The 23,404-nt window shown below is 74.7% G+C and carries 19 protein-coding genes; 7 read left to right on the forward strand and 12 right to left on the reverse strand.

Annotation, left to right across the window (positions count from 1 at the left end; genetic code table 11):
* Positions 1 to 43: 43 nt before the first annotated feature.
* From NF338_RS12525 to NF338_RS12550, 6 genes are all read right to left on the reverse strand, one after another.
* On the reverse strand, positions 44 to 1,429 hold the full coding sequence (locus NF338_RS12525) for a Gfo/Idh/MocA family protein (RefSeq protein WP_264031085.1): 1,386 nt from the start codon (positions 1,427 to 1,429) through the stop codon (positions 44 to 46).
* Positions 1,430 to 1,695: 266 nt separating this feature from the next.
* Complete coding sequence (locus NF338_RS12530; RefSeq protein ID WP_264031086.1) at positions 1,696 to 3,912, reverse strand: peptidase C14; 2,217 nt, start codon at positions 3,910 to 3,912, stop codon at positions 1,696 to 1,698.
* Positions 3,913 to 3,997: 85 nt separating this feature from the next.
* Positions 3,998 to 6,163 (reverse strand): peptidase C14, encoded by a 2,166-nt coding sequence (locus NF338_RS12535; protein ID WP_264031087.1) that lies wholly within the window; start codon positions 6,161 to 6,163, stop codon positions 3,998 to 4,000.
* A gap of 514 nt (positions 6,164 to 6,677) precedes the next feature.
* Positions 6,678 to 7,775: a GNAT family N-acetyltransferase gene (locus NF338_RS12540; RefSeq protein WP_264031088.1), complete on the reverse strand. Its 1,098-nt coding sequence runs from the start codon at positions 7,773 to 7,775 to the stop codon at positions 6,678 to 6,680.
* Positions 7,776 to 7,929: 154 nt separating this feature from the next.
* Complete coding sequence (locus NF338_RS12545) at positions 7,930 to 8,679, reverse strand: SDR family oxidoreductase (RefSeq protein ID WP_264031089.1); 750 nt, start codon at positions 8,677 to 8,679, stop codon at positions 7,930 to 7,932.
* A gap of 111 nt (positions 8,680 to 8,790) precedes the next feature.
* A complete protein-coding gene (locus NF338_RS12550; protein ID WP_264031090.1) occupies positions 8,791 to 9,477 on the reverse strand; it encodes a GntR family transcriptional regulator in 687 nt (228 codons plus the stop codon).
* Between the two features lie 149 nt (positions 9,478 to 9,626).
* On the opposite strand from NF338_RS12550, the gene NF338_RS12555 reads away from it, so the two are divergent.
* The 4 genes from NF338_RS12555 to NF338_RS12570 are packed head-to-tail and all read left to right on the forward strand — an operon-like array spanning position 9,627 to position 14,192.
* Positions 9,627 to 11,270 carry a hypothetical protein gene (locus tag NF338_RS12555; protein WP_264031091.1) on the forward strand — a complete coding sequence of 548 codons (1,644 nt, stop codon included), beginning with the start codon at positions 9,627 to 9,629 and terminating at the stop codon, positions 11,268 to 11,270.
* The gene (locus tag NF338_RS12560) at positions 11,267 to 12,064 is read left to right on the forward strand and encodes an SDR family NAD(P)-dependent oxidoreductase (RefSeq protein ID WP_264031092.1); all 798 of its coding nucleotides are present in this window, start codon (positions 11,267 to 11,269) and stop codon (positions 12,062 to 12,064) included. Before NF338_RS12555 ends, NF338_RS12560 begins: the two co-directional genes overlap by 4 nt.
* Positions 12,061 to 13,383 (forward strand): enolase C-terminal domain-like protein, encoded by a 1,323-nt coding sequence (locus tag NF338_RS12565; protein WP_264031093.1) that lies wholly within the window; start codon positions 12,061 to 12,063, stop codon positions 13,381 to 13,383. The genes NF338_RS12560 and NF338_RS12565 overlap by 4 nt, the downstream gene beginning before the upstream one ends.
* Positions 13,380 to 14,192, forward strand: coding sequence for an SDR family NAD(P)-dependent oxidoreductase (locus tag NF338_RS12570; RefSeq protein WP_264031094.1), 813 nt, complete (start codon positions 13,380 to 13,382; stop codon positions 14,190 to 14,192). Before NF338_RS12565 ends, NF338_RS12570 begins: the two co-directional genes overlap by 4 nt.
* A gap of 27 nt (positions 14,193 to 14,219) precedes the next feature.
* Here the strand turns inward: NF338_RS12570 and NF338_RS12575 are convergent, their stop codons facing one another.
* The 3 genes from NF338_RS12575 to NF338_RS12585 all read right to left on the reverse strand — a co-directional run bounded on the left by NF338_RS12575 (position 14,220) and on the right by NF338_RS12585 (position 16,066).
* Positions 14,220 to 14,705: a GNAT family N-acetyltransferase gene (locus tag NF338_RS12575; protein WP_264031095.1), complete on the reverse strand. Its 486-nt coding sequence runs from the start codon at positions 14,703 to 14,705 to the stop codon at positions 14,220 to 14,222.
* Between the two features lie 121 nt (positions 14,706 to 14,826).
* On the reverse strand, positions 14,827 to 15,159 hold the full coding sequence (locus tag NF338_RS12580; protein ID WP_264031096.1) for a nuclear transport factor 2 family protein: 333 nt from the start codon (positions 15,157 to 15,159) through the stop codon (positions 14,827 to 14,829).
* 94 nt (positions 15,160 to 15,253) lie between these two features.
* On the reverse strand, positions 15,254 to 16,066 hold the full coding sequence (locus tag NF338_RS12585) for an SDR family NAD(P)-dependent oxidoreductase (protein ID WP_264031097.1): 813 nt from the start codon (positions 16,064 to 16,066) through the stop codon (positions 15,254 to 15,256).
* 70 nt (positions 16,067 to 16,136) lie between these two features.
* Between NF338_RS12585 and NF338_RS12590 the strand changes: the two genes are divergently transcribed.
* Entirely contained in the window at positions 16,137 to 17,141 is a 1,005-nt protein-coding gene (locus tag NF338_RS12590; RefSeq protein WP_264031098.1) for a C-terminal binding protein, read from the forward strand.
* An 81-nt stretch (positions 17,142 to 17,222) separates the two neighbouring features.
* Positions 17,223 to 18,077, forward strand: a complete 855-nt coding sequence (locus tag NF338_RS12595; RefSeq protein ID WP_264031099.1) for a fumarylacetoacetate hydrolase family protein — start codon at positions 17,223 to 17,225, stop codon at positions 18,075 to 18,077.
* Positions 18,078 to 18,114: 37 nt separating this feature from the next.
* Here the strand turns inward: NF338_RS12595 and NF338_RS12600 are convergent, their stop codons facing one another.
* Both NF338_RS12600 and NF338_RS12605 read right to left on the reverse strand, forming a co-directional pair.
* Positions 18,115 to 18,993, reverse strand: coding sequence for an SMP-30/gluconolactonase/LRE family protein (locus NF338_RS12600; protein ID WP_318783066.1), 879 nt, complete (start codon positions 18,991 to 18,993; stop codon positions 18,115 to 18,117).
* Positions 18,994 to 19,039: 46 nt separating this feature from the next.
* Complete coding sequence (locus NF338_RS12605; protein WP_264031100.1) at positions 19,040 to 19,963, reverse strand: S1C family serine protease; 924 nt, start codon at positions 19,961 to 19,963, stop codon at positions 19,040 to 19,042.
* A 243-nt stretch (positions 19,964 to 20,206) separates the two neighbouring features.
* Here NF338_RS12605 and trpS point away from each other — a divergent pair, with 243 nt between their 5' ends.
* Complete coding sequence (gene trpS / locus NF338_RS12610) at positions 20,207 to 21,358, forward strand: tryptophan--tRNA ligase (protein ID WP_264031101.1); 1,152 nt, start codon at positions 20,207 to 20,209, stop codon at positions 21,356 to 21,358.
* 34 nt (positions 21,359 to 21,392) lie between these two features.
* On the opposite strand, the gene NF338_RS12615 is transcribed toward trpS, so the two are convergent.
* Entirely contained in the window at positions 21,393 to 23,333 is a 1,941-nt protein-coding gene (locus NF338_RS12615) for a phosphoenolpyruvate carboxykinase (GTP) (RefSeq protein WP_264031102.1), read from the reverse strand.
* Positions 23,334 to 23,404 lie beyond the last annotated feature (71 nt).

A 23,404-nucleotide genomic window follows, 5' to 3' on the forward strand; every position in this document is an offset into this window, starting at 1 on the left:
TGCTGTGGAGGTGCGGGGTGGTGCGGTCGTCGCGCCGGACGCGTCAGCGGGCCGGGACGTCGACGACGGTGCGCCGGTGGCGCGACTCCTCGGCCGCGAACACGGCGAGGTGGCTCTGGAGGGACTCGACGGCGCCCGACCGGACGTGGCTCGGGTCGCCCGTGGCGACGGCGCGCACGAACGCGTCCATCACGCCCGAGTCGCCGCCCCCGTGGTCGTCGGCGGCGTTGGTGGCGCCGTGGTGGCCGCCGTCGTGCACGGTGACGCTGCCGTCGCGGAAGTCGGTGACGCGGACCTTCTCGCCGTCGCCGTCGAGGCACCCGTGGGTGCCGAAGATCTGGGTCTTGCGGTGGTCCTGCTCCGAGAACGCCGTCATGGTGAACGTCGCCGCGCCGCCGCCCTCGAGCTCCATGGCGACGACCTGGTGGTCGACGACGTCGTTGTCGGAGTCGTAGACGCAGCGGCCGTAGTCGGTCGTGCGCAGGGCCTCGACGACGCCCGCCTCGTCGGTCGCGTCCGTGATCACGGAGACGGGCCAGATCGGGCCCTGCTCGCGCAGCGTCGTGAGGTAGAGACGCGGCGCCGAGTACGGGCACGTGGGCTCGAGCGGGCAGTCCAGGCAGCGGTCCGCCGCGCCCGCGGGGCGCTCCTCGGGCCGGAAGTGCTTGAGGGAGCCGAAGCTCGCGACCGTCGTGATCCGCTTGCCGGTGACGTAGCGGATCCAGTCGAGGTCATGGCTCGACTTCGCGAGCAGCATCGGGCTCGACGTCTTCTCCGAGCGCCACGGCCCGCGGACATACGAGTGGGCGTCGTGCCACCAGCCGACGGGCTCGAGGTGCTGGACGTTGACGATCTCGCCCAGGACGCCCGAGTCGACGACCGACTTCACGAGGTCCGTGTACGGCATGTAGCGCATCACGTGGCAGACGCCGAAGAGCACGCCCGACGCCTCGACCGCGTCCACGACGTCCCGGCACTCTTCGGGGCTCGGCGCGAGCGGCTTCTCGACGAGGATCGCGTACCCCTGCGGCGCGAGCGCGACGACGGGGTCGCGGTGCTCGCGGTCCTGCGTCGCGACGATGACCATGTCCGCGAGCCGGCCCGTGCCCCCTGCGGCCCGGTCGGCGTCGCCCGCGGCGACGAGGTCCTGCCAGCCGGCGAACTCCGCGACCTGCGGGAGCTCGACTCGCGGTTCGACAGCGAGCGCCGCGCCCGACTCGGTGCCCGAGGCGAGGGCGTGGGCTGCGGAGAAGCCGGCCTGCGCCGCGACGGCCTGGTCGACGACGAGCCCGCGCTGGTGGGGTCGGGGGTCGGCGACGGCGACGAGCCGGGCACGGTCGGGGTGCTCGGCGATCCAGCGCGCGTACGTCTGACCACGGTTCCCGGCGCCGACGAGGGCGACGGTGACAGGCTGGGGGTTCGGGGTCACGTGTGCGGTCCTTGCTCCGTTGCGATGGTCCTGCGGGGCGGGGGTCTCCCGGCCCTGGCAGGCCTCGTTTGCTATTTGCTATAGCAAGCCTGCCATGCCGATGTTACGCCAGATCGGCGCTCGTGTTAACTCGCGCACGACGCGATGCGGAGTTGTGACCTTCGCGCCGCGGCTCCCTCCGGCTGCCGAACCTGGGATCGCTCCCCAGGGTGAAGGCGTCCTGGGGAGCGATCCCGGGTTCGGCGGGTGGGGCCGTCGGGCTGGTGTCAGACGACGAGGTTGCCCGTCGTGACGACGCGGTCGCCGTCCTCGGGGAACGCCGTGCGGGTGACGCCCTGCTCGACGTTGCCGCTGTGCAGGGCGTACGACTCGCCGCCCAGCGCGGACGGCGCGAGCGCGAGGGTCCCGCCCGCGAAGGTCGAGCCCGTGGCGGACCACTTGTTGATACCGGCGTCTAGGTTCACGTGTCCAGTGTCACCCGACGGCGCGGTGCTCCGGACGCCGTCGAGCGCCCACGTGACCGGCTTGTCCGACTTCGCCCGGCGCAGGAAGCTGCCGCCGGCGGGCTTCCCTTCCAGCCGGGCACCGCCGTCGAGCCGGATCGTCTGCTCCGCGGCGCCCGCCGCGACGATCGCGACGTTGCGCACGACGCCGCCGTGCACCGTGAGGTCGCCGCTGGCCGTGACGGTGCCCTCGCCCTCGGCCGCCTCGAGCGTGCACGCGTCGAGCACGACCTGGCCCTTCCCGGTGAACGAGGCGTTCTTCAGCCCGTTCAGGGTCGTGCGCACGAGGTGCACCGGGTTCGTGACGTTCGCCTGGGTGATCGCGGTGTCCGGCAGGACCGCGAAGCGCGACCCCTCGATGACGTTGGGCCGCTTCGACAGCGCCGACGCCTGCGAGACGATCAGCGTGTCGTCGGCCTGGCAGCCGCGGAGCTGCACGCCGTCGGCGTTGACCCACAGCATCCCGGAGCCCGCGAGGCCGTCCTTGCGGATCACCTGGACGTCCTCGAGCGTGAGGTCGGTGACCTTGACCCGGGCGACGAACCACGAGCACACGTGCCGCGTCACCGTGATGCGCTTGGCCGCTCCGCCCCAGGCCGCGCCCGAGTTGGCGAACGTCATGAGGCCCGAGTTCCCCACGTAGGTGAGGTCGTGCTCGTACTGGCCGTGCGTGACGAACGGGCCCTGGTCGTCGCCGTCGCCGTGGCAGTTCTCCACGAGCCCGTACGACGACGCGGTCCAGTCGTTGAGGTGCCGCGCGTTGGTCGTGTGGCAGTCGACGACGTGCCCGTAGTTGCAGTAGATCTGCTGCGTCAGGTACCCCGCGCCGCCCCACGTGACCGACGCCGGGTTGGTCAGCGAGCAGCCCGCGGTGCGGAAGAACGTGCTCCACCGGCGCATGACGAGCGGCCAGAAGGTCGCGACGCCGTGCACGTTCTCCACGTCGCAGCGGACCGCGTACTCGTAGGCGATCGGGTGCGAGCCCGTGTACTGGTCGCCGTCGGGCCGGCCGCGGAACGCGAGGTTGCGCACGTGCACCTGCTCGACGGGCTCGACGCGCGTCCACGTGAGCGTCCGGCCCTTCGCGAGCGACCAGCCCGCCTTGTAGTTGACGCGCACGTGAGTGGCGTCCACGATCTGCGTGATCTGGACGAGGCGCTGGAGCTCGCGCTCCCACCGGCCGGCGAGCGCGTTGACCTCGACCGCGTACCACTGGCCCACCTCGAACGTCGAGGAGTCCGCCACCTCGTAGTCGTCGCGCAGCTCCGGCATCGTCGCCGTGAGGGTGTTCGTCCGGACGTCGTCCGTGACCTTCCCGCGGAAGAACAGCACGGCCGCGAACGGGTCGTCCTGCCCGGCATTCTCGATGCCCTCGGTGGTCATGAGGTGGTTGCCGAAGTCGAGCTCGAGGTTCGAGCGCGTGAACGTGTGGCGGCGGGTGAAGTTGAGGTCGGTGTGAGCCTCGATGCGGGTGACGCTGGGGTCGTCGACGAGGGCGTCGAGGGCGTCGTCGGCGGGGTTCTCGGGGCCGAAGAGGCCGAACCAGCGGAAGTCGGCGGTGCCGGTGTGCAGGGTGTGCCAGCGGCCCTTGGTTCCGGCGTCCTGCGGGGCGAGGACGGTGCCGCCGTTGGGGGCGGCGGCAGACTTGGCGTCGTAGCGCACGAGGCGGGCGGCGCCGTCTCCGGGGGTCGCGTGGCCGAGGAGCTGGGCGACGGTGCCGTCGTCGAGCTTCTTGGCCTTCCAGCCCGTGAGCTCGGCGACGGTGGTGGCGACGAGGACCTCGGCGTCGGGCTTGTCGTTCTTGCCCGTGGGGAGCGCTCCGGCGAGGGGCGCCGCGTGGGCGCTGCCGCTGCCGAGGGCGACGGCGCCCGCGGCGAGGGAGGCGATGCCGGCGACGCGCAGCAGGTTGCGCCGCGAGGGCGGCTGGGCGGCCTCGCCCGGCGCCGCCGTGGTCGGCTCGGTCGTGGTGTCGAGGGTCATGGGTGTCCTTTCGTCGGCCCGTGCACGACGGCGCGGGTGTCGGTGGGGAGGAAGGTTCGGGTGCCCGGGTGGTCGCCCGGGTGGGTCACACGACGAGGTTCGCGTCGACGAGCACGCCGTCGCCGGACGTCGGGAGCCCGGTGCGGTCGACGCCGGTCTCGACGTTGCGGGCATGGAGGACGCGCGCGCCGTCGGGCAGGCCGAGGCGGCCGCCCGTGAACCGCGACCCGGTCGCGGCGTAGCGGTCGCCCGCCCGCAGCGCGACGTGCGCGGTGTCGTCGGTCGCCCGCAGGTCGGCGCCGCGGAGTGTGACGTCCACGGCGCCCGCGCCGGTGCCGCGCGAGACGAGCGCGCCGGCCGTCGTCGTGCCTGCGGCCCGGACGCCGTCGAGCACGAGCCGCTGGTCGCGCGCGCCGCTGAGCCGCACGCCCACGCCCCGCCACGACCCGCCCGTGACGGTGACGTCCGCGGAGCCGAGGTCGACCGGGGCGGCGGGCGCGTCGTCCGTGCCGCCGACGAGCTCGCAGTCGGTGAACGTCACGGGACCGGCGCCGCGCAGGATCGTGCCGTCCACGCCCGTGATGCGGGTGCGGACGAAGTGCACGGGGTTCGTCACCGGCGTCTGGTGCAGCACGGACCCCGCGGGCAGCGCGAACGCGCAGTCCTCGACGACCGTCGGGCGCCGCGACAGCGACGACCGCTGCCCGACGGCGAAGAAGCCGGCCGTGCAGCCGCGCACCTGCGCGCCGTCGGCGTTGATCGTGAGCGTCGCCTGCGGGTCGAACGTCGAGCGGGCGACGACGTGCACGTCCTCGAGCGTGAGGTCCGTGATCTTGGTGCCCGCGACGAACCACGAGCACGTGTGGTGCTTGACCGTGATGCGCTTGGCCGCCGTGCCCCACTGGCCGCCCGAGTTGGCGATGTCCATGAGCCCGCTGTTGCCGACGAACACGAGGTCGTGCTCGTACTGGCCGTGGGTCGTGAACGGGTTGCCGCCCTGGTCGTCGCCGTCGCCGTGGCAGTTCTCGACCAGGCAGTACGCCGACGCCGTGAGGTCGTTGAGGTGCCGCGCGTTGTGGCTCGTGCAGTCGGAGACCCGCCCGTACAGGCAGTAGATCTGCTGGGTGAGGTAGCCGGCGCCGCCGTAGAAGACCGTCGGCGGGTTGGCGACCGAGCACCGCTCGGTGACGAAGTGGGTGTTCCAGCGCCGCATGATCACCGGCCACCACGTGCGGTGGCCGTGAACGTCCGAGACGTCGCAGCGCACCGCGTACTCGAACGCGACGGGGTGCGAGCCGGTCATCTCCCGGTCGTCGGGCAGCTCGCCGTTCGCGGGGCCGTCGAACGGACCGGAGCCGTGGAACGTCATCGCGCGCACGTGCACCTGCTCGACGGGCTCGACCCGCGTCCAGGTGAGCACGCGCCCGGCGGGCAGCTCCCAGCCGTTCTTGTAGTCCACGCGCACGTGCGTGGCGTCGAGCACCTGCGTGACCTGGACGAGGCGCTGGAGCTCGCGCTCGTCGCCCCCGCCCCCGGGACGCTCGTCCGATCGCAGCGCCCACCACTGCCCGACGGCGAACGCGCCCGCGTCCGCGACCTCGAAGACGTCGGCGAGGTCGGGGAGCGTCGCGGCGAGGGTGCGCTGCTGCGTCTCGTCGGTCACGCGCCCCTGGAAGAACAGCACCGCGCCGAACGGGTTGTCGTGCGCGTTGCGCTCGATGCCCTCGCTCGTGACCGTGTGCCCGCCGAAGTCGAGCTCGAGGTTCGAGCGCGTGTAGGTGTGGCGACGGGTGAAGTTGAGGTCGGTGCGGGCCTCGATGCGCGTGATGCTGGGGTCGTCGACGAGGGCGTCGAGGGCGTCGTCGGCGGGGTCCTCCGGGCCGAGGAGGCCGAACCAGCGGAAGTCTCCGGTGCCGGTGTGCAGGGTGTGCCAGCGCCCCTTGGCTCCCGCGTCCTGCGGGGCGAGGACGGTTCCACCGTTGGCGGCGGCGGTGGACTTCGCGTCGTAGCGCACGAGGCGGGCGGCGCCGTCTCCGGGGGTGGCGTGGCCGAGGAGCTGGGCGACGGTGCCGTCGTCGAGCTTCTTCGCCTTCCAGCCGGTGAGGTCGGCGACGGTGGTGGCGACGAGGACCTCGGCGTCGGGCGTGTCGTTCTTGCCCGTGGCGAGCGGGGCGCCGTGGAGGGTGGTGGCGCCGGCGCTGCCGCTGCCGAGGGCGACGGCTCCTGCGGCGAGGGAGGCGATGCCGGCCACGCGGAGCAGGTTGCGCCGTGACGGCGGCAGCGAGGTTGCCGCGTGCTCGGCTGCGACGACGCTCGGGTCGTCGGCCGGCGAGGTGGGGCGGAACGGGGATCGGGGAGTGGAGGAGGACAACTCGGGCACCCTTCGGGACGTCGGGAGGACGCCGTGCGGGCGGGCGACGCGAAGGCTCCGGCGGCCCGGGGCTGCGGGATGTTCCGGGGGAGCGGTGCTGCGGGGTCGTGCGGTTCCGGTGCTGGGTCGGGGTCAGCGGGTTCGTGCGCGTCGTTGCGACGGTGAACCGGACTTTCGGAGAGTAGCGGGATGCTATGGCATCGTCAAGAGGAGCAAGGAGAACGTCGACGCAGGTCAGACGGGATCTCGGGCAATCGGGATTGCCATAGCAAACGCCGTTCGGCGGAGGCTGGCACACGCCAGGCCCACCACGGCTCTGCCTCGCGCGACCGGGAGCCGACCTCGCGTGACCAGGTCTCTAGCTCGGTGAACCGGGGCTCTACCACGTCGGTGGTCAGAGGTAGTCGCCCGGCCAGTGGAAGCCCACCCCGGCCGCGGTGGCCTCGCGCAGACCGGCGACGACGTCGGCCCCCGTGCGGACCGGGCGGAGCATCCCGGTCGTGTCCGTCCCCGGCGTCGGCGCGTCGAGGACGGCCGCGGCGAAGCGCTCGGTGAGCGGGTGTGCGGGCAGTCGGACCTCGACGACGGGGGAGTCGTGGTGGCGCGCCCGCTGGAGCGTCGTGCGCGCCAGGGCGTCGACGACCTCGCCGGCGCGCTCCGCCGCCGGGTCGACGCCGAGCTCGCGGACCTTCAGGGGGTCTCGCCCGGGCTCGAGGACGAGGTAGCCCACGACCTCCCCGCTGGCAGCCCGCGCGGTGAACACCTCGGCGCCGGAGTACCAGAGCGGGATGCGGCGCTCCCAGTGCTCGGCGGCGCGCCGGGTGGCGAGGGGTCGCGGGCCACCAGAAGCGACGTCGAACGCGCCGTGCAGCCTGGCGAGCTGCTCCCACCCGAGCGCGACGGACCATGCCGGCCAGGGGACGCCGGGCAGGCGGTCGGTGCGGACGGTCAGGGGTGCGTCGTCCGCCGCGCCCGACGGCGGAGCGCCCGGCTCGGACGGCGCGTCGCCCGGGGCGTGGGGGCGGGACGACTCGGCGGCGAGGCCGTCCACCGCGCGGGTCGCGGCGTCGCGGAGCGTCCGAGGGGCGCCGCGCCGGAGCGGGACGTCGAACGTCTCGAAGCCGCTCGACCGGTAGACGTCGGGGGTGCCGGTGAACAGCAGCGCGACGTCCGTGCCGTCCCGCCCCATCTGCTCGACGGCCCGGGAGAGCAGCGTGCGGACGAGGCCCCGGCCGCGCGCCTCGGGGGCGGTCGCGACGTTGGCGACGCCGCCGGCCCGGAGCGTGTCGCAGTCCGGCCCGCCGACCTCGCGCGGCGTCCAGTACACCGAGCCGACCACCCCGCCGTGGAGCGGGTCGACGGCGACGTGCGTGCGGTCGAGCCGACCGTCGTCGGTCTCGTAGACCGGCACCATGAGCGGCGCGTCGAACGCGCGGTCCCACAGGTCGTAGAGGGAGGGGACGTCGTCGGGCGTGGCGGTGCGCAGGTGCATGGCCGTCCAGGGTCGCGAGCCGGTGTTGACGGGATGCTATAGCAAAAGTAGGGTCGCGGGACGACCGTCGGCGTGCGACGCGACGGACCGTGCGGGCCGGGCTGGGCACGCACGACACCCCGGGCGGCGGCGTGCCGCCACCCGGGGTGCACCGTCAGGCTGCCTGCGCGGCGAGCCAGTCCTCCAGGCGCGTCCCGAAGATCTGCGCGCCGTCCACGGCCACGAGCGTGCGGTCCTCGATCCGCGCCCCGAAGTACGGCGCGTCGTCCGCCGTGACCACCTCGCGCCCGTGGCCCTGCGCCGCGAGGGTCCGGCGCACGAGGTCGCCGATCGCGAGGACCTCCGGGCCGGCGATCTCGACGTCGCCCACGTGCTCCCCGGCGGCGATCCGCGCGACGGCGGTCGCGACGTCCTCGGCGGCGATCGGCTGGATCGACGCCGACGACACCCGCACGGTGTCCCCGTGCGCCGCCGTGCCGATGATCGCGGGGGTGAACTCGAAGAACTGGGTCGCGTGGACGAGCGAGTACGGCACTCCCGACTCGCGGACGACGCGCTCCTGCTCGGCCTTGCCGTGGAAGTAGCCGATGCCCTGCGGGCGGTCGGTGCCCACGATGGTGAGCGCGACGTGGTGGCGGACGCCCGCCGCCTGCTCCGCCGCGACGAGGTTCGCGGTCGACGTGGCGAAGTACTCCCGGACCTCGTCGGGGACGTACGACGGCGCCTGGGTGGTGTCGACGACGACGTCGGCGCCGGCCAGCGCCTCCGTCAGCCCCGCGCCGGTGTACGCGTCGACGCCCGTGCGGCGTGATGCGGCGACGGCGTCGTGCCCGTGCGCGGTGAGCTTCTCGACGACGCGCGAGCCGACGTGCCCGGTGCCGCCGACGACGATGATGCGAGCCATGTGGTGCCTCCCTGAGATCGGTGGATGCGGGTGCATCCTCCTCAGGTCGACCGGGAGTCGCGCCGGGCTGTGACTGCCGGTCGCGACGCGCCACCGGCGGGCGGCGCGGGCTCAGGCCCCGACGGAGGGCTCCGCCTCGTCCTCGGTGTGGCTCGCGAGGCGGGCCGCAGCCTCGCCGATGTGCTCGGCCATGACGCGCTGCGCCGCCTCTGGGTCGCCGCCCGCGATGGCGTCGACGATGAGCTCGTGGGTGCGGGCGTGCGCGACGCGCGCCTCGGGCTCGAGCGCGGCGTTCGCGGCGCGCAGGAAGCCGGTGATGCGGCTGCGGAGCTGCGCGTTGAGCGTCATGAGCATGCGGTGGTCGGCCATCTCCCAGAGCTGCTCGTGGAAGCGCCGGTCGAGCTCGAAGACGCGCGCGTTGCTGCCCTTCTCCGCCGCCTGGACCATCTGCTGCACGGTCTTGCGCAGCCTCGCCTCCTTGGCAGGGTCCCACGCGTCCTGGACCCGCACGACGGCGAACTGCTCCAGCAGCGTGCGCAGGCTCGAGATCTCCTCGAGGTCCCGGCTCGTGAGGGCGGCGACGCGCGCGCCGCGGTGCGGGAGCCGCTCGACGAGGCCCTCCTGCGTGAGCCGCGTGAGCGCCTCGCGGACGGGGATGTGGCTCGTGCCGAGGCGCTCGGCGAGCTTGCGCTCGACGAGCCGCTCGCCCGGCGCGAGGTCGCCGCTGAAGATCGCCTCGCGCAGCTCGACCGTCACCCGGTCGGCGACGTTCTGGTCCGGCACGCTCTTGAGCGCCATGGCTTCTCCGTGGTGTCGTGGGGGCGGCGGGCTCGGATCGTCGTCGGTCGACGCCCCGAAGGATAGCGGCCACGGCGCCGTCCCTGGTCGGGCGTACCGACCGAGCAACATGCTATAGCATCGGCACTCCCGAGCCCAGAGGAGGTGCGATGGTCGCCCTGCACACGCGGGCCCCCGTCCCCGCGTTCGTCGGCCTGGCGGGCGTCGCCGTCCGCGACGTGACGCCCGCCCCGGGGGTCCGGGCGCGCAACTGGGGCCCGGCGGACTGGGACGTCTCCGAGGGCGCGCACCGCGCCATGACGCTCACGGCGGTCGCGCTCGCGGAGGAGCGCACCACCGCTGACGAGGCCGCCGACCCGCTCGTCCTCGTGACGGTCGACGGCACGTGGTGGCGCCGGGTCGACGACGAGGCGACGCTCCGCGCGACCGTCCTCGACGCGACCGGCCTGCCCGTCGAGCGAGTGCTCGTCTCGCTCTCGCACACCCACGCCGGACCCGTCCTGTGCTCGGGCGACGCCGACCTCCCGGGCGGCGACCGCGGCGTCGAGTACCTGCGCGACCTCGCGCGCGCCGCGGCCGACGCCGCCGTGGAGGCGATCGCGTCGCTCCGGCCCGCGACGCTCGAGTGGACCACGGGCCGCTGCGGCCTCGCGTCGAACCGCGAGGCGCTGCTCGACGGCTGCGCGGGCGGGCACGCGGGCACGAGCACGGGAGCCGCTGCGGAGAGCGCGTCCCGGCCGCTCGTCGGCTTCAACCCCGACGCCGGCACCCCGCGCTCGCCCGGCGCCGACCCCGCGGACGACACGGTCGTCGTCGGGCGCCTCACGACGCGCCCCGCGTTCGTCGCCGGGGAGTCGCGGCCCGACGGCGTCGCGCACTCGGGCGAGCCCGTCACCCTCGCGACGATCGTCAACTATGCGTGCCACCCGACGACGCTCGCGTGGCAGAACCGGCTCGTCTCGCCCGACTACGTGGGCGCGATGCGCGACCTCGTCGAGCGGGAGACGGGCGCCCCCGTCGCGTTCCTCCAGGGCGCGTCGGGCGAGCTCGCCCCGCGCGAGCAGTACACGGGCGACACCGCGGTCGCGGACCGGCACGGCACGTCGCTCGGCCATGCGGTGCTCGCCGCGCTCGCCGAGCTCCCGCCGCCGGGCACGGAGCTGGAGCTGACCCACGTCGTCGAGTCCGGCGCGCCGCTCGCGGTCTGGGAGCCCGCGCCGTCGGCCGCGCTCCCCGGCACCGGCACCGATGCCCGTCCCGACGCCAGCACGCTCGCCGCCGTCGAGGAGCCCGTCACGCTCGACCTGCGCGACCTCCCGACGTGGGACGAGCTCGAGGCCGAGTGGGCGAGCATCGACCCGCGCTCGCGCGAGGAGCGACTGCGTCGCGCGCGGAACCTGCGCGACGGCTACGTCACCGGTCCCACCGTGCCGCACCCCACGTGGGTGTGGCGCGTGGGCGAGGCGCTGCTCGTCGCGCACCCCGGCGAGGCGTACTCGCGCCTCCAGCGCACCGTGCGCGCCCACGCCGGGGCGCGGCCCGTCGTCGTCGCCAACCTCACCAACGGCCCCGGCTTCGTCTACCTGCCCACGCGCGAGGCGTACGACGTCGGCGCCTACCAGGCCTGGCAGTCGCCGCTCGCGCCGGGCTCGCTCGAACGCCTGGAGCGGCACGCGTGCGCCGTCGTCGACGACGTGCTCGCCGGCACCGCGGCCTGGCCCCCCGGCGCGGTCGCACCACCGCACGCCGCACCCGCGACCCCGATCCGTCCCGTCCCCGAGGAGGACCAGTGACCAGCCCCGCCCCCGACGCCCCGCGCGTCCCGCTCGCCGTCGTCACCGGGGGAGCGGCCGGCATCGGCCGCGCCGTCGCCGAGCGCCTCGCGGCCGACGGGTTCCGCGTCGTGTGCGCGGACGTCGTGCAGCACGACCTCTCTGCGCTCGACCTCGGCGCAATCCCCGACGCGCCCGAGCTCGTGTGGGCCCCGCTCGACGTCACGGACCACGCCGCCGTGCGCGCCGCGTTCGACGACCTCGCGGACGCGTTCGGCGGGATCGACGCGCTCGTCAACAACGCGGGTATCCAGCGCCACCGCGCGCTCGAGGACCTCACCTGGGACGAGTGGTCGGCCGTCGTGGACGTCAACCTGCACGGCGTCTTCGCGTGCCTCCAGGCCGCGGGTCGCCACATGCTCGCGGCGGGCCGTGGTGCCGTCGTCAACATCTCGTCCGTCTCGGCCCGTGGCTCCGCGGGCCGGGCGCCCTACTCGACGACCAAGGCCGCCGTCATCGGGCTCACCGCGACCGCGGGCGCCGAGTGGGCCGCGCGCGGCGTGCGGGTCAACGCCGTCGCCCCCGGGTACATCGACACGGGGGTGTTCCGCCAGGGCGTCGCGCAGGGCACGCTCTCGGAGGAGACGATCCTCGCTCGCATCCCCGCGCGCCGGCTCGCGCAGCCGGAGGAGATCGGCAACGCGGTGAGCTGGCTCGTCTCCGACCAGGCCGCGTACATGGTCGGCCAGACCGTCTACGTCGACGGCGGGTTCCTCGTCGACTACGGCGTGCCGCTCGCCAAGAAGCCGGAGTGAGCGTGGGGCCCGCCGCGCGCGTCGTCGCCGTCCGCACCGCGACGACGGTCGTCCCGCTGCCGCAGCCGTTGCGCCTCGGCGCGATGACGGTCGAGCGCCGCGAGTACGTCGGCGTCCGCGTCGTCGCCGAGACGGACGACGGCCGAACGATCGCGGGGGAGTCGTACGCGCTCACGCGCGAGGCGCCCATGGCCGAGCTCGTGGACCGCCTCGTCGCGCCGCACGTGCTGGGCCGCGAGGTCGTGGCGTCCGACGGCGTCGCCGCGCGCCAGAGCGTCGGCGCCGCGTGGGACGCGGCCCTGCGCGGGTCCGCGATCGTCGGCCGCGTCGGCCTCGTGCGGCGCGCGATCGGCCTGGTCGACGTCGCGCTGTGGGACCTCGCGGGACGGCTCGCCGGGCGTCCCGTGTGGTCCCTGCTCGACGACGGCGCGGACCTCGCCGGGTCCGCGGAGCCCGGTGTCGGCGGCGACAGGGGCGTTCCGTCACGTGCCGTCGCCGGGAGTCCCGGCGACGTCTCATCCGGGGCGGCCGTCGCCGTGCCACGCCCCGCGATCCTCGTCGCGGCGTACCCGACGCCGGGCCGCACCGCGCGCGACGTCGCGGACGAGGTGCTCGCGCACGCGCGTGCGGGGTGGCCGCTGCTGAAGATCTCGCGCTCGCCCGACCGCGCCCTCATGCGCGACCTGCTCGCGATCCTGCGCGCCGAGCTGCCTGAGGTCACGGGCCGGCCGACCGTCGCGGGGCGCAGCGGCGTCGTCGTCGACGTGGGCTTCGGCTGGCGCGACGCGGACGAGGCGCTCGCGGACCTCGACGCGTGGGGCGTCACGGGCGCGGCGGGACAGCCCGGCGACGCCGAGCCCGCGCTCGCGTGGCTCGAGGACCCGCTGCTCCCCGAGGACGCGGTCGGCGCCGCGCGCGTGCGCGACGCGTCCGGGCTGCCGCTGTCCGTGGGCGACGAGGTGACCGACCCCGAGGTCTTCGCGCACCTGGCGATGCTGGGCGCGCTCGACGTGCCGCGCGTCGACGTCGTCGCGATCGGCGGCATCACGGTCGCCGACCCGCTCGTGCGCGCGTGGGCCGCGCGCGGCATGGTGGTGTCCAGCCACGTGTATCCCGAGGTCAGCGTGCACCTGGGCGGGGCGACGGGCATCGGCGTCGAGACGTTCGACCGTTCGCCGGAGGGCAACCTGTACGACCCCGCGCCGCTGCTCGTGCGCGGCGGTCCGGTGTTCGACGGCGGCCACGCCACCCCGCCCGACGCGCCCGGCCTGGGCTTCATGCTCGACCCGGACCGCTTCGACCTGGAGGGACTCTCGTGACGGAACGCAGCGTCGTCGTCACCGGCAGCGGCAAGGGCATCGGCCGCGCCGTGGCCGCGCGCCTCACCGCCGACGGGTGGACCGTCGTCGGGCTGGAGCGCACCCCGGGCTCGGGGACGGTCGAGGAGGGGGTGTGCGCCGCCGTCGTGCTGGGCGACTCGCGCGACCGCGAGGCCCACCGCGAGGCGGCGCAGGCCGCGCGCGACCTCGCCCCGATGGGGGGATGGGTCAACAACGCGGGCATCACCGTCCGCACGCCGCTGCACGCGCTCGCCGACCCGGAGCGGGCGGCACGGGTCGAGCAGGACGCGCGCGACGTCGTCGAGATCAACGGCCTCGGCTACCTGTGGGGCTGCGCCGCCGCCGTCGAGGCGTTCACGGACCAGGTGAGCGGCGGGTCGATCGTCAACATCGGCTCGATCCACGGCCGCGCGGCGTTCGCCGACCACGCCGCCTACGAGCTGACCAAGGGCGGCATCGACGCGCTCGCGCGCTCCGTCGCCGTGACCTACGGGCGCTACGGCATCCGCGCCAACACCGTCGCGCCGGGCGGGGTGCGCACCCCGCACCTCGACGCGCAGATCGCCCGCGCCGCCGACCCGGCCGCCGAGGAGCGCGCGCTCGCGGAGGGACCGCCGCTCGGGCGCATCGCCGAGTCCGCGGAGATCGCCGCGCTCGTCGCGTTCCTGCTGTCCGACGAGGCGGGCTACGTCTCCGGCCAGTCGATCGCCGCCGACGGCGCGTGGACCGCGTCCTTCGGCCGCCCGCCCCACGACCCCGACCTCGACGCGCGGTACGGCCTCACCTGAACCCGGCGCACGAGCACCCGTCGGTCCCTAGCCCCTCCTGACCAGCCACAGCGTCTCGTCGCCGTCGTCGTCGACCCAGGACCCGGCGTCGACGTACCCGAGCCGACGCAGGAGGCGCAGGGAGCCCTCGTTCTCCGGGGCGACGGTGGCGTGGACGGCGTCCAGCCCGAGCGTCTCCAGGCCGTGCTTCGTGATGCCCTCCGCGATCTCGGTGCCGAGGCCACGGCCCCACGCGTCCGGAACGAGGGCATAGACCAGCTCGTGGCCGTCGACGTGCGGGTCAGGGCTCGGCTTGAGCTCGCCATGGCCGACGTAGCCGCCGTCCGCCCAGATCGCCCAGATGTCCCAGGCGGGCTCCGCGGCGACGACCGAGCGAAAGACCTCGCGGAGCGGCCGGGCGGGAACGCCCATCCAGCGGGTGACCACGGGGTCGCCGAGGAGCCCGGTGAAGTTGTCCTCGTCCTCGGGCGCGTAGGCGCGGAGCACGAGGCGGTCGGTGACGACGTCGGTCATGGTCGGACGGTACCGCTCGCGCCTCGCCGCGGTCCCGCGGATTCTCCTCGGACGGCTCCGGCCCGGTGGCGGGAGGATGCGGCGGCGAGGAGTCGAGCGTCGCGCCAGGTGCGTGTGGGCGTCAGCCCTTGACCATGCTCGCGCGGGTGATGAGGCCGTCGCGGACCTCGAACGTCGCGATGGTCTCGCCGGTGCCGTTCGACGTCGTGACGAGCTCGCGCGCGACGAGCCAGCGGTCGCCGAACGTCACGGACGCGTCGATGACGCAGCGCAGCGCGGTGTCCTCGAACCGGCTCGCGTAGAACGCGCGCAGGGCGTCGCGGCCGACGATGGGCTCGGGCGTCACGCCGGTCACGACGGCGTCGAGCGCGTAGGTCGCGCAGAACGCGTCGAGGTCGCGGACGTTGAAGGCGTCGACCTGGGCGGTGACGACGGCGGACGGAGTGGTGGTCACGGGTGCCTCCTCGGCGGGGGAACGGGGAACGCTCGGCCTCGCGCGGAGGCCGAGCCGGGGAGCGGCTGCCGCGTGCCGCGGCGCGCCAGGAGCGTCAGTCGATCCGGACGCCGCCGTTGACGTCGTACGTCGCGCCCGTGACGAACCCGGCCCGCGGGGAGGCGAGGGACGCGACGACCCACGCGACGTCGTCGGGCGCGCCGAAGTCCCCGAGGGGGATGGACGCGGTGAGCCCGGCGCGGGCGTCGGGGGCGAGCTGGTCGGTGATCGCGCTCGTCACGGGGCCCGGCGTCACGGCGTTCACGCGGATGCCCTCGCTCGCGAGGATGCGCGCGAACGAGCGCGTGATGGCGAGGATCGCGGCCTTGCTCGCGGCGTAGTGCACGCCGGTCTTGAGCGCGCCCTGCTCGCCCGCGATGGACGAGAGGTTGACGATCGCGCGGTCGCGCGCGGTCCGCTCGTCGGGCGTGACCGTGGCGCCGGCGGGCGACGGACGGCCCGCGCGCAGCAGCGGGAGCGCGGCGCGCGACAGCATGAACGTGCCGCGCGCGTTGGTCTCCATGACGAGGTCCCACTCGTCGAGCTCGATGTCGTCGAGCGCGCGGTAGGGGCACACGCCGCCGTTGTTGACGAGCACGTCGAGGCGCCCCCAGGCGTCGGTCACCTCCGCGACGAGCGCCTCGACGGACGCGGTGTCGCGCAGGTCGAGGCGCGAGACGCGCGTCGCGGCGCCCGCCTCCTCGCACCGGGCGGCCGTGGCGCGCGCGCCGGCCTCGCCGCCGGTGTACGTGAGCCAGACGTCGTGCCCGTCGCGCGCGAGCTGGAGGGCGGTGGCGGCGCCGATTCCGGAGCTGGCGCCGGTGACGAGGGCGAGGCGGCGCCGGGCGCCGTCCGAGGCAAGGGTCATGAGCCCACGCTATAGCATCCGACCGGCCCGAGGGTTGGTCGAGGGTGCTATTTGCTATAGCATTCCTCGCATGACAGCCGACACCGTCGTCATCACCGACTGCGACCTGCCCGGGACCGCGTGCGAGGACACCCTGACCGCCGCCGGGCTGCGGGCCGTGCGCGCCGCCGCGCGCACCGAGGACGAGGTGATCGCCGCCGTCGAGGAGGCCGCCGCGAACGGGTCCGCGGCCTCCGCGCTCGTCGTGCAGTGGGCCCCGATCACCGCGCGCGTGCTCGACGCCGTCGCCGGGCCGGGCGGGGTGCGCATGGTCTCGCGCATGGGCATCGGCTACGACATGGTCGACGTCGCGGCCGCCACCGAGCGCGGCGTCGCCGTCGCGAACACCCCGACCTACTGCATCGAGGAGGTCGCGAGCCACACGGTCGCGATGATCCTCACGCTCGACCGCGGCCTCGTCGCCTACGACCGCGCGCTGCGCGCCGGCACGTGGGCCCCGACGGCGCAGCACGCCGCGCGCCTGTCCAGCACCGTCGTCGCCGTGATCGGGTACGGGCGGATCGGCTCCGAGGTCGCGCGCTCCGCCCGCGCGCTCGGCTACCGCGTGCTCGTGCACGACCCGTTCGTCGACCCGCAGGCCGTGGAGTCCGACGGGCACGAGGTCGTGGGGATCGACGAGGCCGTCGCTCGCGCCGACGTCATCACGCTCCACGCGCCGCTCACCGACACGACCCGCCACCTGCTCGACGCCCGCACGCTCGCCGCCGCGAAGCCGGGCGTGCGGGTCGTCAACACGTGTCGCGGGCCGCTGATCGACGAGGACGCGCTCGCCGACGCGCTCGCGTCCGGCCACGTGGGCTCGGCCGCGCTCGACGTCTACGCGACCGAGCCGCTGCGCGCCGACTCGCGCCTGCGCACGCTCGACAACGTGCTGCTCACCCCGCACGCCGCGTGGTTTTCGCCCGAGGCCATGCAGGACCTCCCCGTGCACACCGCGCGCAACGCCGTGGACTTCCTCGCGGGCCGGCCCGTGCCGTCGATCGTGAACCCGGACCACGCGCGCGCCCTCGCCTGAGAACGCGCACACTGCTCTCGCACCCCGGCGCTCCGCAGCACGCGCCGCGGTCAGCCCGAACCCTACCTAGGAGACCCACCCGTGCAGCTCGTCCGACTCGGCCCCCTCGGCCAGGAGCGCCCCGCCGTCCGCGAGGACGGGGTCGTGTACTCCCTCGACCCGCTCACCCGCGACATCGACGGCGCGTTCCTCGCGGCCGACGGCGTCGGCCGGGTCCGCGCGGCGCTCGCCGCGGGCGCGCTGCCCGTGCTCGACGGCGCCGACGACCTGCGCGTCGGCGCACCGGTCGCGCGGCCCACGGCCGTCGTCTGCATCGGGATGAACTACGCGGAGCACGCCGCCGAGTCCGGCTCGACGCCGCCCGACGTCCCGATCGTCTTCTGGAAGCACTCGAACACCGTCGTCGGCCCGTACGACGACGTCCTCGTGCCGCCCGGTGCGACGACCGTCGACTGGGAGGTCGAGCTCGGCGTCGTGATCGGCCGCCGGGCGCGCTACCTGTCGTCGCCGGAGGAGGCGCTCGACCACGTCGCGGGCTACGTCCTGTCGCACGACGTCTCCGAGCGCGACTACCAGATGAAGGTCTCCGGCGGGCAGTGGTCCAAGGGCAAGAGCTGCGAGACGTTCAACCCGCTCGGCCCGTGGCTCGTGCCCGCCGACGAGGTGGACGTCCAGAACCTCGGGCTCCGGTCCTGGGTCAACGGCGAGGCCCGCCAGGACTCGACGACGGCCGACATGATCTTCGACGTCGCGTACCTCGTGCACCACCTGTCGCAGTACATGGTCCTCGAGCCCGGTGACCTCATCAACACCGGCACGCCCCAGGGCGTCGCGCTCTCGGGGCGCTTCCCGTACCTGCGCGACGGCGACGTCGTCGCGCTGGAGATCGACGGCCTGGGCCGCGCGGAGCAGCGCGTGCGCGACGCCGTGCGCTGAGCCTCGACGGCCGCCTGCCCGCGCCCGGCCCTCGCGCTCAGCCGGCGAAGGGGAGCGCGGGCAGGCCGCGCACCCCGGGTCGCGCGACGAACAGCGACCCCGACGCGGCCTCGTCCGGGTCGGGCGTCCCGAAGCCCTGGCGCGACGTCGTGACGTACAGCTCGTCGAGCCCGTCGCCGCCGAACGTGCACGCGCTGACCTGCGACACCGGGAGCGGGACGACGGCGTCGAGCGTGCCGTCGGGGGAGTAGCGCCGGACGGCGGCGCCGCCCCAGAGCGCGACCCAGACGCCGCCCTCGGCGTCGACAGCGATCCCGTCAGGCAGGCCGTCGGCGGGGTCCACCGCGGCGAAGGGTCGGCGTCGCACGAGCCCGCGCGGGTCCTCCGCGGCCGGAACCACGTCGAGCACGTCGATGCGGTGCGTGAGCGAGTCCGTCCAGTAGGCGCGCGACCCGTCGGGGGAGAAGGCGAGCCCGTTCGCGCACGTCACGTCCTCGACGACGACGCCCGACGACCCGTCCGCCTCGACGCGGAACAGCGCACTGGCTCCCGGCCGCGCGCCGTCGGCCATGCCGCCCGCGTAGAAGGCGCCGTCGGGGCCGGCCGCGCCCTCGTTGAGGCGGACCGTCGGGTCGTCGAAGAGCGCCGGGAGCGCCCGCACGGGGGAGTCGTCCGAGTCCGCGACCGCGAGCCCGCGTGCGAGCCCGACGACGAACCCGCCGCCGGTCCGCGGCCGCACCACGGCCGCGTGGTCGCCCACGTGGAGACGGTCGACGGCGCCGTCCGTGCGGAGCGTGAGCAGGTCGCCCGCGAGCATGTCGAGCCAGCGGAGCCCGCCCCACGTCGGCGACCACACCGGCCCCTCACCGTGGTGGGCGACGGGGCCGGTGACGTTCTCCACGGTGATCTGGGGCACCGGAACATCTTCCCCGACGCGCGCGGTCACGCAGGACGCCGAGGGCTCACGACCGCCCGAGCTCGACCGGCTCCGTGACCACGTCGACCATCGCCTCGCCGCGCAGCACGGTGATCTCGAGGCGACGCCCGATCGCCTCGTCGAGCATGAGGCGCTGGAGCGACTGCGCCTCGACGGTGTCGGTGCCGCCCGCACGGATCATCAGGTCGCCGACGCGCAGCCCGGCCGTGTCGGCGGGGCTGCCGGGGACGACGTGGACCACGCGGAGCGCCCGGTCGTGGCCCGTGCGCCCTGCGAGGTCGGGCGCGACGGCGACCGGCTGGCTCGCGACCCCCAGGTACGCGCGCCGCACCCGCCCGTCCCGGACGAGCGCGTCGACGATGCGCCGGCTCGTCGCGTTCATGGGGACCGCCAGCCCGAGCCCGACGCCCGCGACCGCCGTGCTGATTCCGACGACGCGGGCGTCCGACGTCGCGAGCGCGCCGCCCGAGCTGCCCGGGTTGAGTGCGGCGTCGGTCTGGATCACGTCCTCGACGATCCGCGCCGCTGTGCCGTCCCGCGTCGGCAGCGAGCGCCCCAGCGCGCTCACGACCCCGGCCGTCACAGTCCCGGAGAGTCCCAGGGGGCTCCCGATCGCCACGACGAGCTGCCCGACCACCAGCTCGTCCGCATCGCCCAGCGACACCGGATCCGGCGTCTCGCCCCGGGCGCGCACGACCGCCAGGTCCGAGAGCGAGTCCGTGCCGACGACGTCGAACGGGCGCGTGGTGCCGTCCGAGAACGCCGCGGTGCCGCCCGTTGCGGGGCCGACCACGTGGGCGTTCGTCAGGAGCAGACCGTCGGACGTCATCACCACGGCCGAGCCGCCCGCCTCCCGCGCTCCGTGCCGCAGGCGGAGCGCCGCCACCGCAGGCATGACCCGCGCCGCGACGCCCGAGACGGTCCGCGAGTAGTCGTCGAGAGGTCCCATGTCGGGTCAACGCCGGGGGACACGGTGACCGTCCGGCGTTCACCGTCGGCGGACGGGGGCACCGCCCCGACAGGCGTAGGGTGAGGCGCATGATCACGCAGAGCTGGTGGTGGCTGCCCCCGCAGCCGTGACCAGTCCTGCCCACGTCCCGAGCTGCGCGCCGCAGCCGGGACGTCGTCATGTCCGGGCCGTTCCGGTCCTCGACCGGGCGTGGTGCGTGGCTCCCCACCGAAGGAGAGCACCATGACCACGACCCTCGCACCGACCGAGACGACCCGCCCGTCCGCCACCGCGCCGTCGGCAGGTTCCTCGTCCGTACCGCCGTCCTCGACGGCGTCCGTCGCCGCCGCCCGCGAGCGGTCGGCCCAGATCGAGGAGCGCCTCGCGACCGACCCGTCCGGGTTCCGCGTCCTCACGGGCGACCGCCCGACCGGCGCGCTGCACCTCGGCCACTACCTCGGCACCCTCGCCAACCGCGTCCGGCTCCAGGACGACGGCGTGGAGGTCGTGCTCGTCGTCGCCGACTACCAGGTCATCACCGACCGCGACGACGCCGGCGACCTGCCCGCGACGGTGCGGGAGGTCGTCCTCGACTACCTCGCGGCGGGGATCGACCCTGCGCGCACGACGATCTTCACGCACTCGGCGGTGCCCGCGCTCAACCAGCTCCTGCTGCCGTTCCTCAGCCTCGTCACGACGGCCGAGATCGAGCGCAACCCGACGGTGAAGGCCGAGGCGGTCGCCGCGGCGGCCCGGCAGGGCCGGCCCATGAGCGGCCTGCTCTTCACCTATCCCGTGCACCAGGCCGCCGACATCCTGTTCTGCCACGGCAACCTCGTGCCCGGCGGGCAGGACCAGCTCCCGCACGTGGAGATCACCCGCACGATCGCCCGGCGCTTCAACCAGCGCTACGCCGCCGCGCAGCCGTACTTCCCCGAGCCCGACGTCCTGCTCGCCCCCGCCCCCACCGTCCTCGGCACGGACGGGCGCAAGATGAGCAAGTCCGCGGGGAACGCGCTCGAGCTGCGCGACGACGAGGACACGACGGCACGCTTCGTCCGCCGCCACCGCACCGACTCCGAGCGGCACGTCACCTACGAGCCCGAGCGGCGCCCGGAGGTGGCCAACCTCCTGACTCTCGGCGCGTTCGCCGCCGGGACGACGCCGGAGGCGCTCGCGGACGAGGTCGGCGCCGCTGGGGCGGGCCGCCTCAAGCACGTGGTGACCGAGGCGCTCGTCGAGCACCTGCGGCCCCTGCGCGCCCGGAGGCGAGCCCTCGCCGCCGGCGACGGCCCCGACCCCCTCGACGTGCTCCGCGAGGGCAACGCCCGCGCGAACGCGACCGCCGACCGCACCCTCGCCGACGTCCGCGACCTCATGGGCACGTCGTACTGACACCATCGTCCGGGCGACGTCCGGTGGGCTGGGGCTACGCGCCGAGGCGGTCCCGCAGCCGGGCGAGCTGCGCCCACAGCTCGTCGGGGACGCGGTTGCCGAACGTGTCGAAGAACTCGGCGGTCAGCTCGGCCTCGGCGAGCCACTGCTCGGGCGAGACGTCGAACAGGGCATCGAGGTCGCCGTCGTCCATGTGGAGGCCGCCGAGCTCGAGGGCACCGGCGGCGGGGAGCAGGCCGACGGGGCTCTTGACGGCGCCGCAGTCGGTGCGCACGCCGCGCGAGCGGTCGACCTGCGCCGCGATCCACGCGATGACGCGCGAGTTCTCGCCGAACCCGGGCCACAGGAAGCGGCCGTCGGCGTCCTTGCGGAACCAGTTGACCTGGAAGACCTTCGGTCGCTTGTCGGGGTCGAGCGACGCCCCGACTCGCAGCCAGTGCGCCCAGTGGTCGGCCATGTTGTAGCCGCAGAAGGGCAGCATGGCGAACGGGTCGCGGCGCAGCGCGCCGACGGTGCCCTCGGCGGCGGCCGTCTGCTCGGAGGAGATGGTCGCGCCCATGAAGACGCCGTGCTCCCACCCGTACGCCTGCGCGACGAGAGGGACGTTCGTCGCGCGGCGCCCGCCGAACACGATCGCGTCGATCGGCACGCCCTCGGGGTCCTCCCACGAGTCGGCGATCGTCGGGCACTGCGCGGCGGAGACGGTGAACCGCGAGTTCGGGTGCGCGGCGGGGCGGCCGGAGTCGGGAGTCCAGTCCTCACCGGTCCAGTCGATCAGGTGCGCGGGCGGCTCGGGCGTCAGGCCCTCCCACCACACGTCGCCGTCGTCGGTGAGCGCCACGTTGGTGAAGATCGTGTCGCGCGCGAACGTCTCGACCGCGGCGGGGTTGGTCTCGGCGCCGGTGCCGGGCGCGACGCCGAAGAAGCCCGCCTCGGGGTTGATGGCGCGCAGGCGGCCGTCGGGACCGGGGCGCAGCCACGCGATGTCGTCCCCGATCGTCTCGACCGTCCAGCCGGGGATCGTGGGGCGCAGCATCGCGAGGTTCGTCTTGCCGCACGCCGACGGGAACGCGGCGGCGAGGTGGTAGGCGCGGCCCTCGGGCGACGTCGCGCGGACGAGCAGCATGTGCTCGGCGAGCCAGCCCTCGTCGCGCGCCATGACTGACGCGATGCGCAGCGCGAAGCACTTCTTGCCGAGCAGTGCGTTGCCGCCGTAGCCGGAGCCGTACGACCAGATCTCGCGCGTCTCGGGGAACTGGACGATGTACTTGGTGTCGTTGCACGGCCACGGCACGTCGTCCGCGACCGCGCCGGTGTCGTCGACGAGCGGGGCGCCGACCGAGTGCACGGCCGGGACGAACGGGGCGCCGGCGTCGATGAGGTCCATGACCTCCTGGCCGACGCGCGTCATGATCCCCATGCTCACCACGACGTAGGGCGAGTCGGTGACCTCGATGCCGACCTGCGAGATCGGCCCGCCCACCGGGCCCATCGAGAACGGGACGACGTACATGGTCCTCCCGCGCATGGAGCCCTCGAAGACGTCGCGCAGCTCGGCGCGCATGGCCTCGGGCTCGCGCCAGTTGTTCGTGGGTCCGGCGTCGACCTCGGCACGCGAGCAGATGAACGTGCGCGACTCGACGCGCGCGACGTCGCTCGGGTCGGACCGCGCGAGGTAGCTGCCCGGCCGCAGCTCCGGGTCGAGGGGGAGCAGCGTCCCGGCGTCGACGAGCAGGTCGGTCAGCCGCTGCTTCTCCGCCACCGAGCCGTCGCACCACACGATCGCGTCCGGCTCGGTGAGGTTCGCGATCTCCCGGACCCACGCGCGGGGGTCACGCGGGCGCGGGTCGTCGCTCCCGAACGCGGAGGCCGAGCCGGACGTCGCGCGCAGCCCGACGAGGTCGGTCTCGACGTCGTCGAGCAGGGCGGCGGACCGCGTGCGGCGCGGGTGGACGGTGCGGGCGGCTGTGCTCATCGGGGGCGCTCCCAAGGGTCGGCGGTGGCCTCGTGCTCCTTCCACCCTCACGCCGCGGTGGTCGAGATTTC

Source organism: Cellulosimicrobium sp. SH8 (assembly GCF_025818875.1).
GTDB classification, from domain to species: Bacteria; Actinomycetota; Actinomycetes; order Actinomycetales; family Cellulomonadaceae; genus Cellulosimicrobium; species Cellulosimicrobium cellulans_D.

Excerpts from the sequence above, each read along its gene's own strand:
- NF338_RS12585 (WP_264031097.1), bottom strand. The coding sequence starts at position 16,066 with ATGACCCTTGCCTCGGACGGCGCCCGGCGCCGCCTCGCCCTCGTCACC.
- NF338_RS12540 (WP_264031088.1), bottom strand. The coding sequence starts at position 7,775 with ATGCACCTGCGCACCGCCACGCCCGACGACGTCCCCTCCCTCTACGAC.
- trpS (WP_264031101.1), top strand. The coding sequence starts at position 20,207 with ATGACCACGACCCTCGCACCGACCGAGACGACCCGCCCGTCCGCCACC.
- NF338_RS12545 (WP_264031089.1), bottom strand. The coding sequence starts at position 8,679 with ATGGCTCGCATCATCGTCGTCGGCGGCACCGGGCACGTCGGCTCGCGC.
- NF338_RS12605 (WP_264031100.1), bottom strand. The coding sequence starts at position 19,963 with ATGGGACCTCTCGACGACTACTCGCGGACCGTCTCGGGCGTCGCGGCG.
- NF338_RS12590 (WP_264031098.1), top strand. The coding sequence starts at position 16,137 with ATGACAGCCGACACCGTCGTCATCACCGACTGCGACCTGCCCGGGACC.
- NF338_RS12550 (WP_264031090.1), bottom strand. The coding sequence starts at position 9,477 with ATGGCGCTCAAGAGCGTGCCGGACCAGAACGTCGCCGACCGGGTGACG.
- NF338_RS12615 (WP_264031102.1), bottom strand. The coding sequence starts at position 23,333 with ATGAGCACAGCCGCCCGCACCGTCCACCCGCGCCGCACGCGGTCCGCC.
- NF338_RS12530 (WP_264031086.1), bottom strand. The coding sequence starts at position 3,912 with ATGACCCTCGACACCACGACCGAGCCGACCACGGCGGCGCCGGGCGAG.
- NF338_RS12555 (WP_264031091.1), top strand. The coding sequence starts at position 9,627 with ATGGTCGCCCTGCACACGCGGGCCCCCGTCCCCGCGTTCGTCGGCCTG.
- NF338_RS12575 (WP_264031095.1), bottom strand. The coding sequence starts at position 14,705 with ATGACCGACGTCGTCACCGACCGCCTCGTGCTCCGCGCCTACGCGCCC.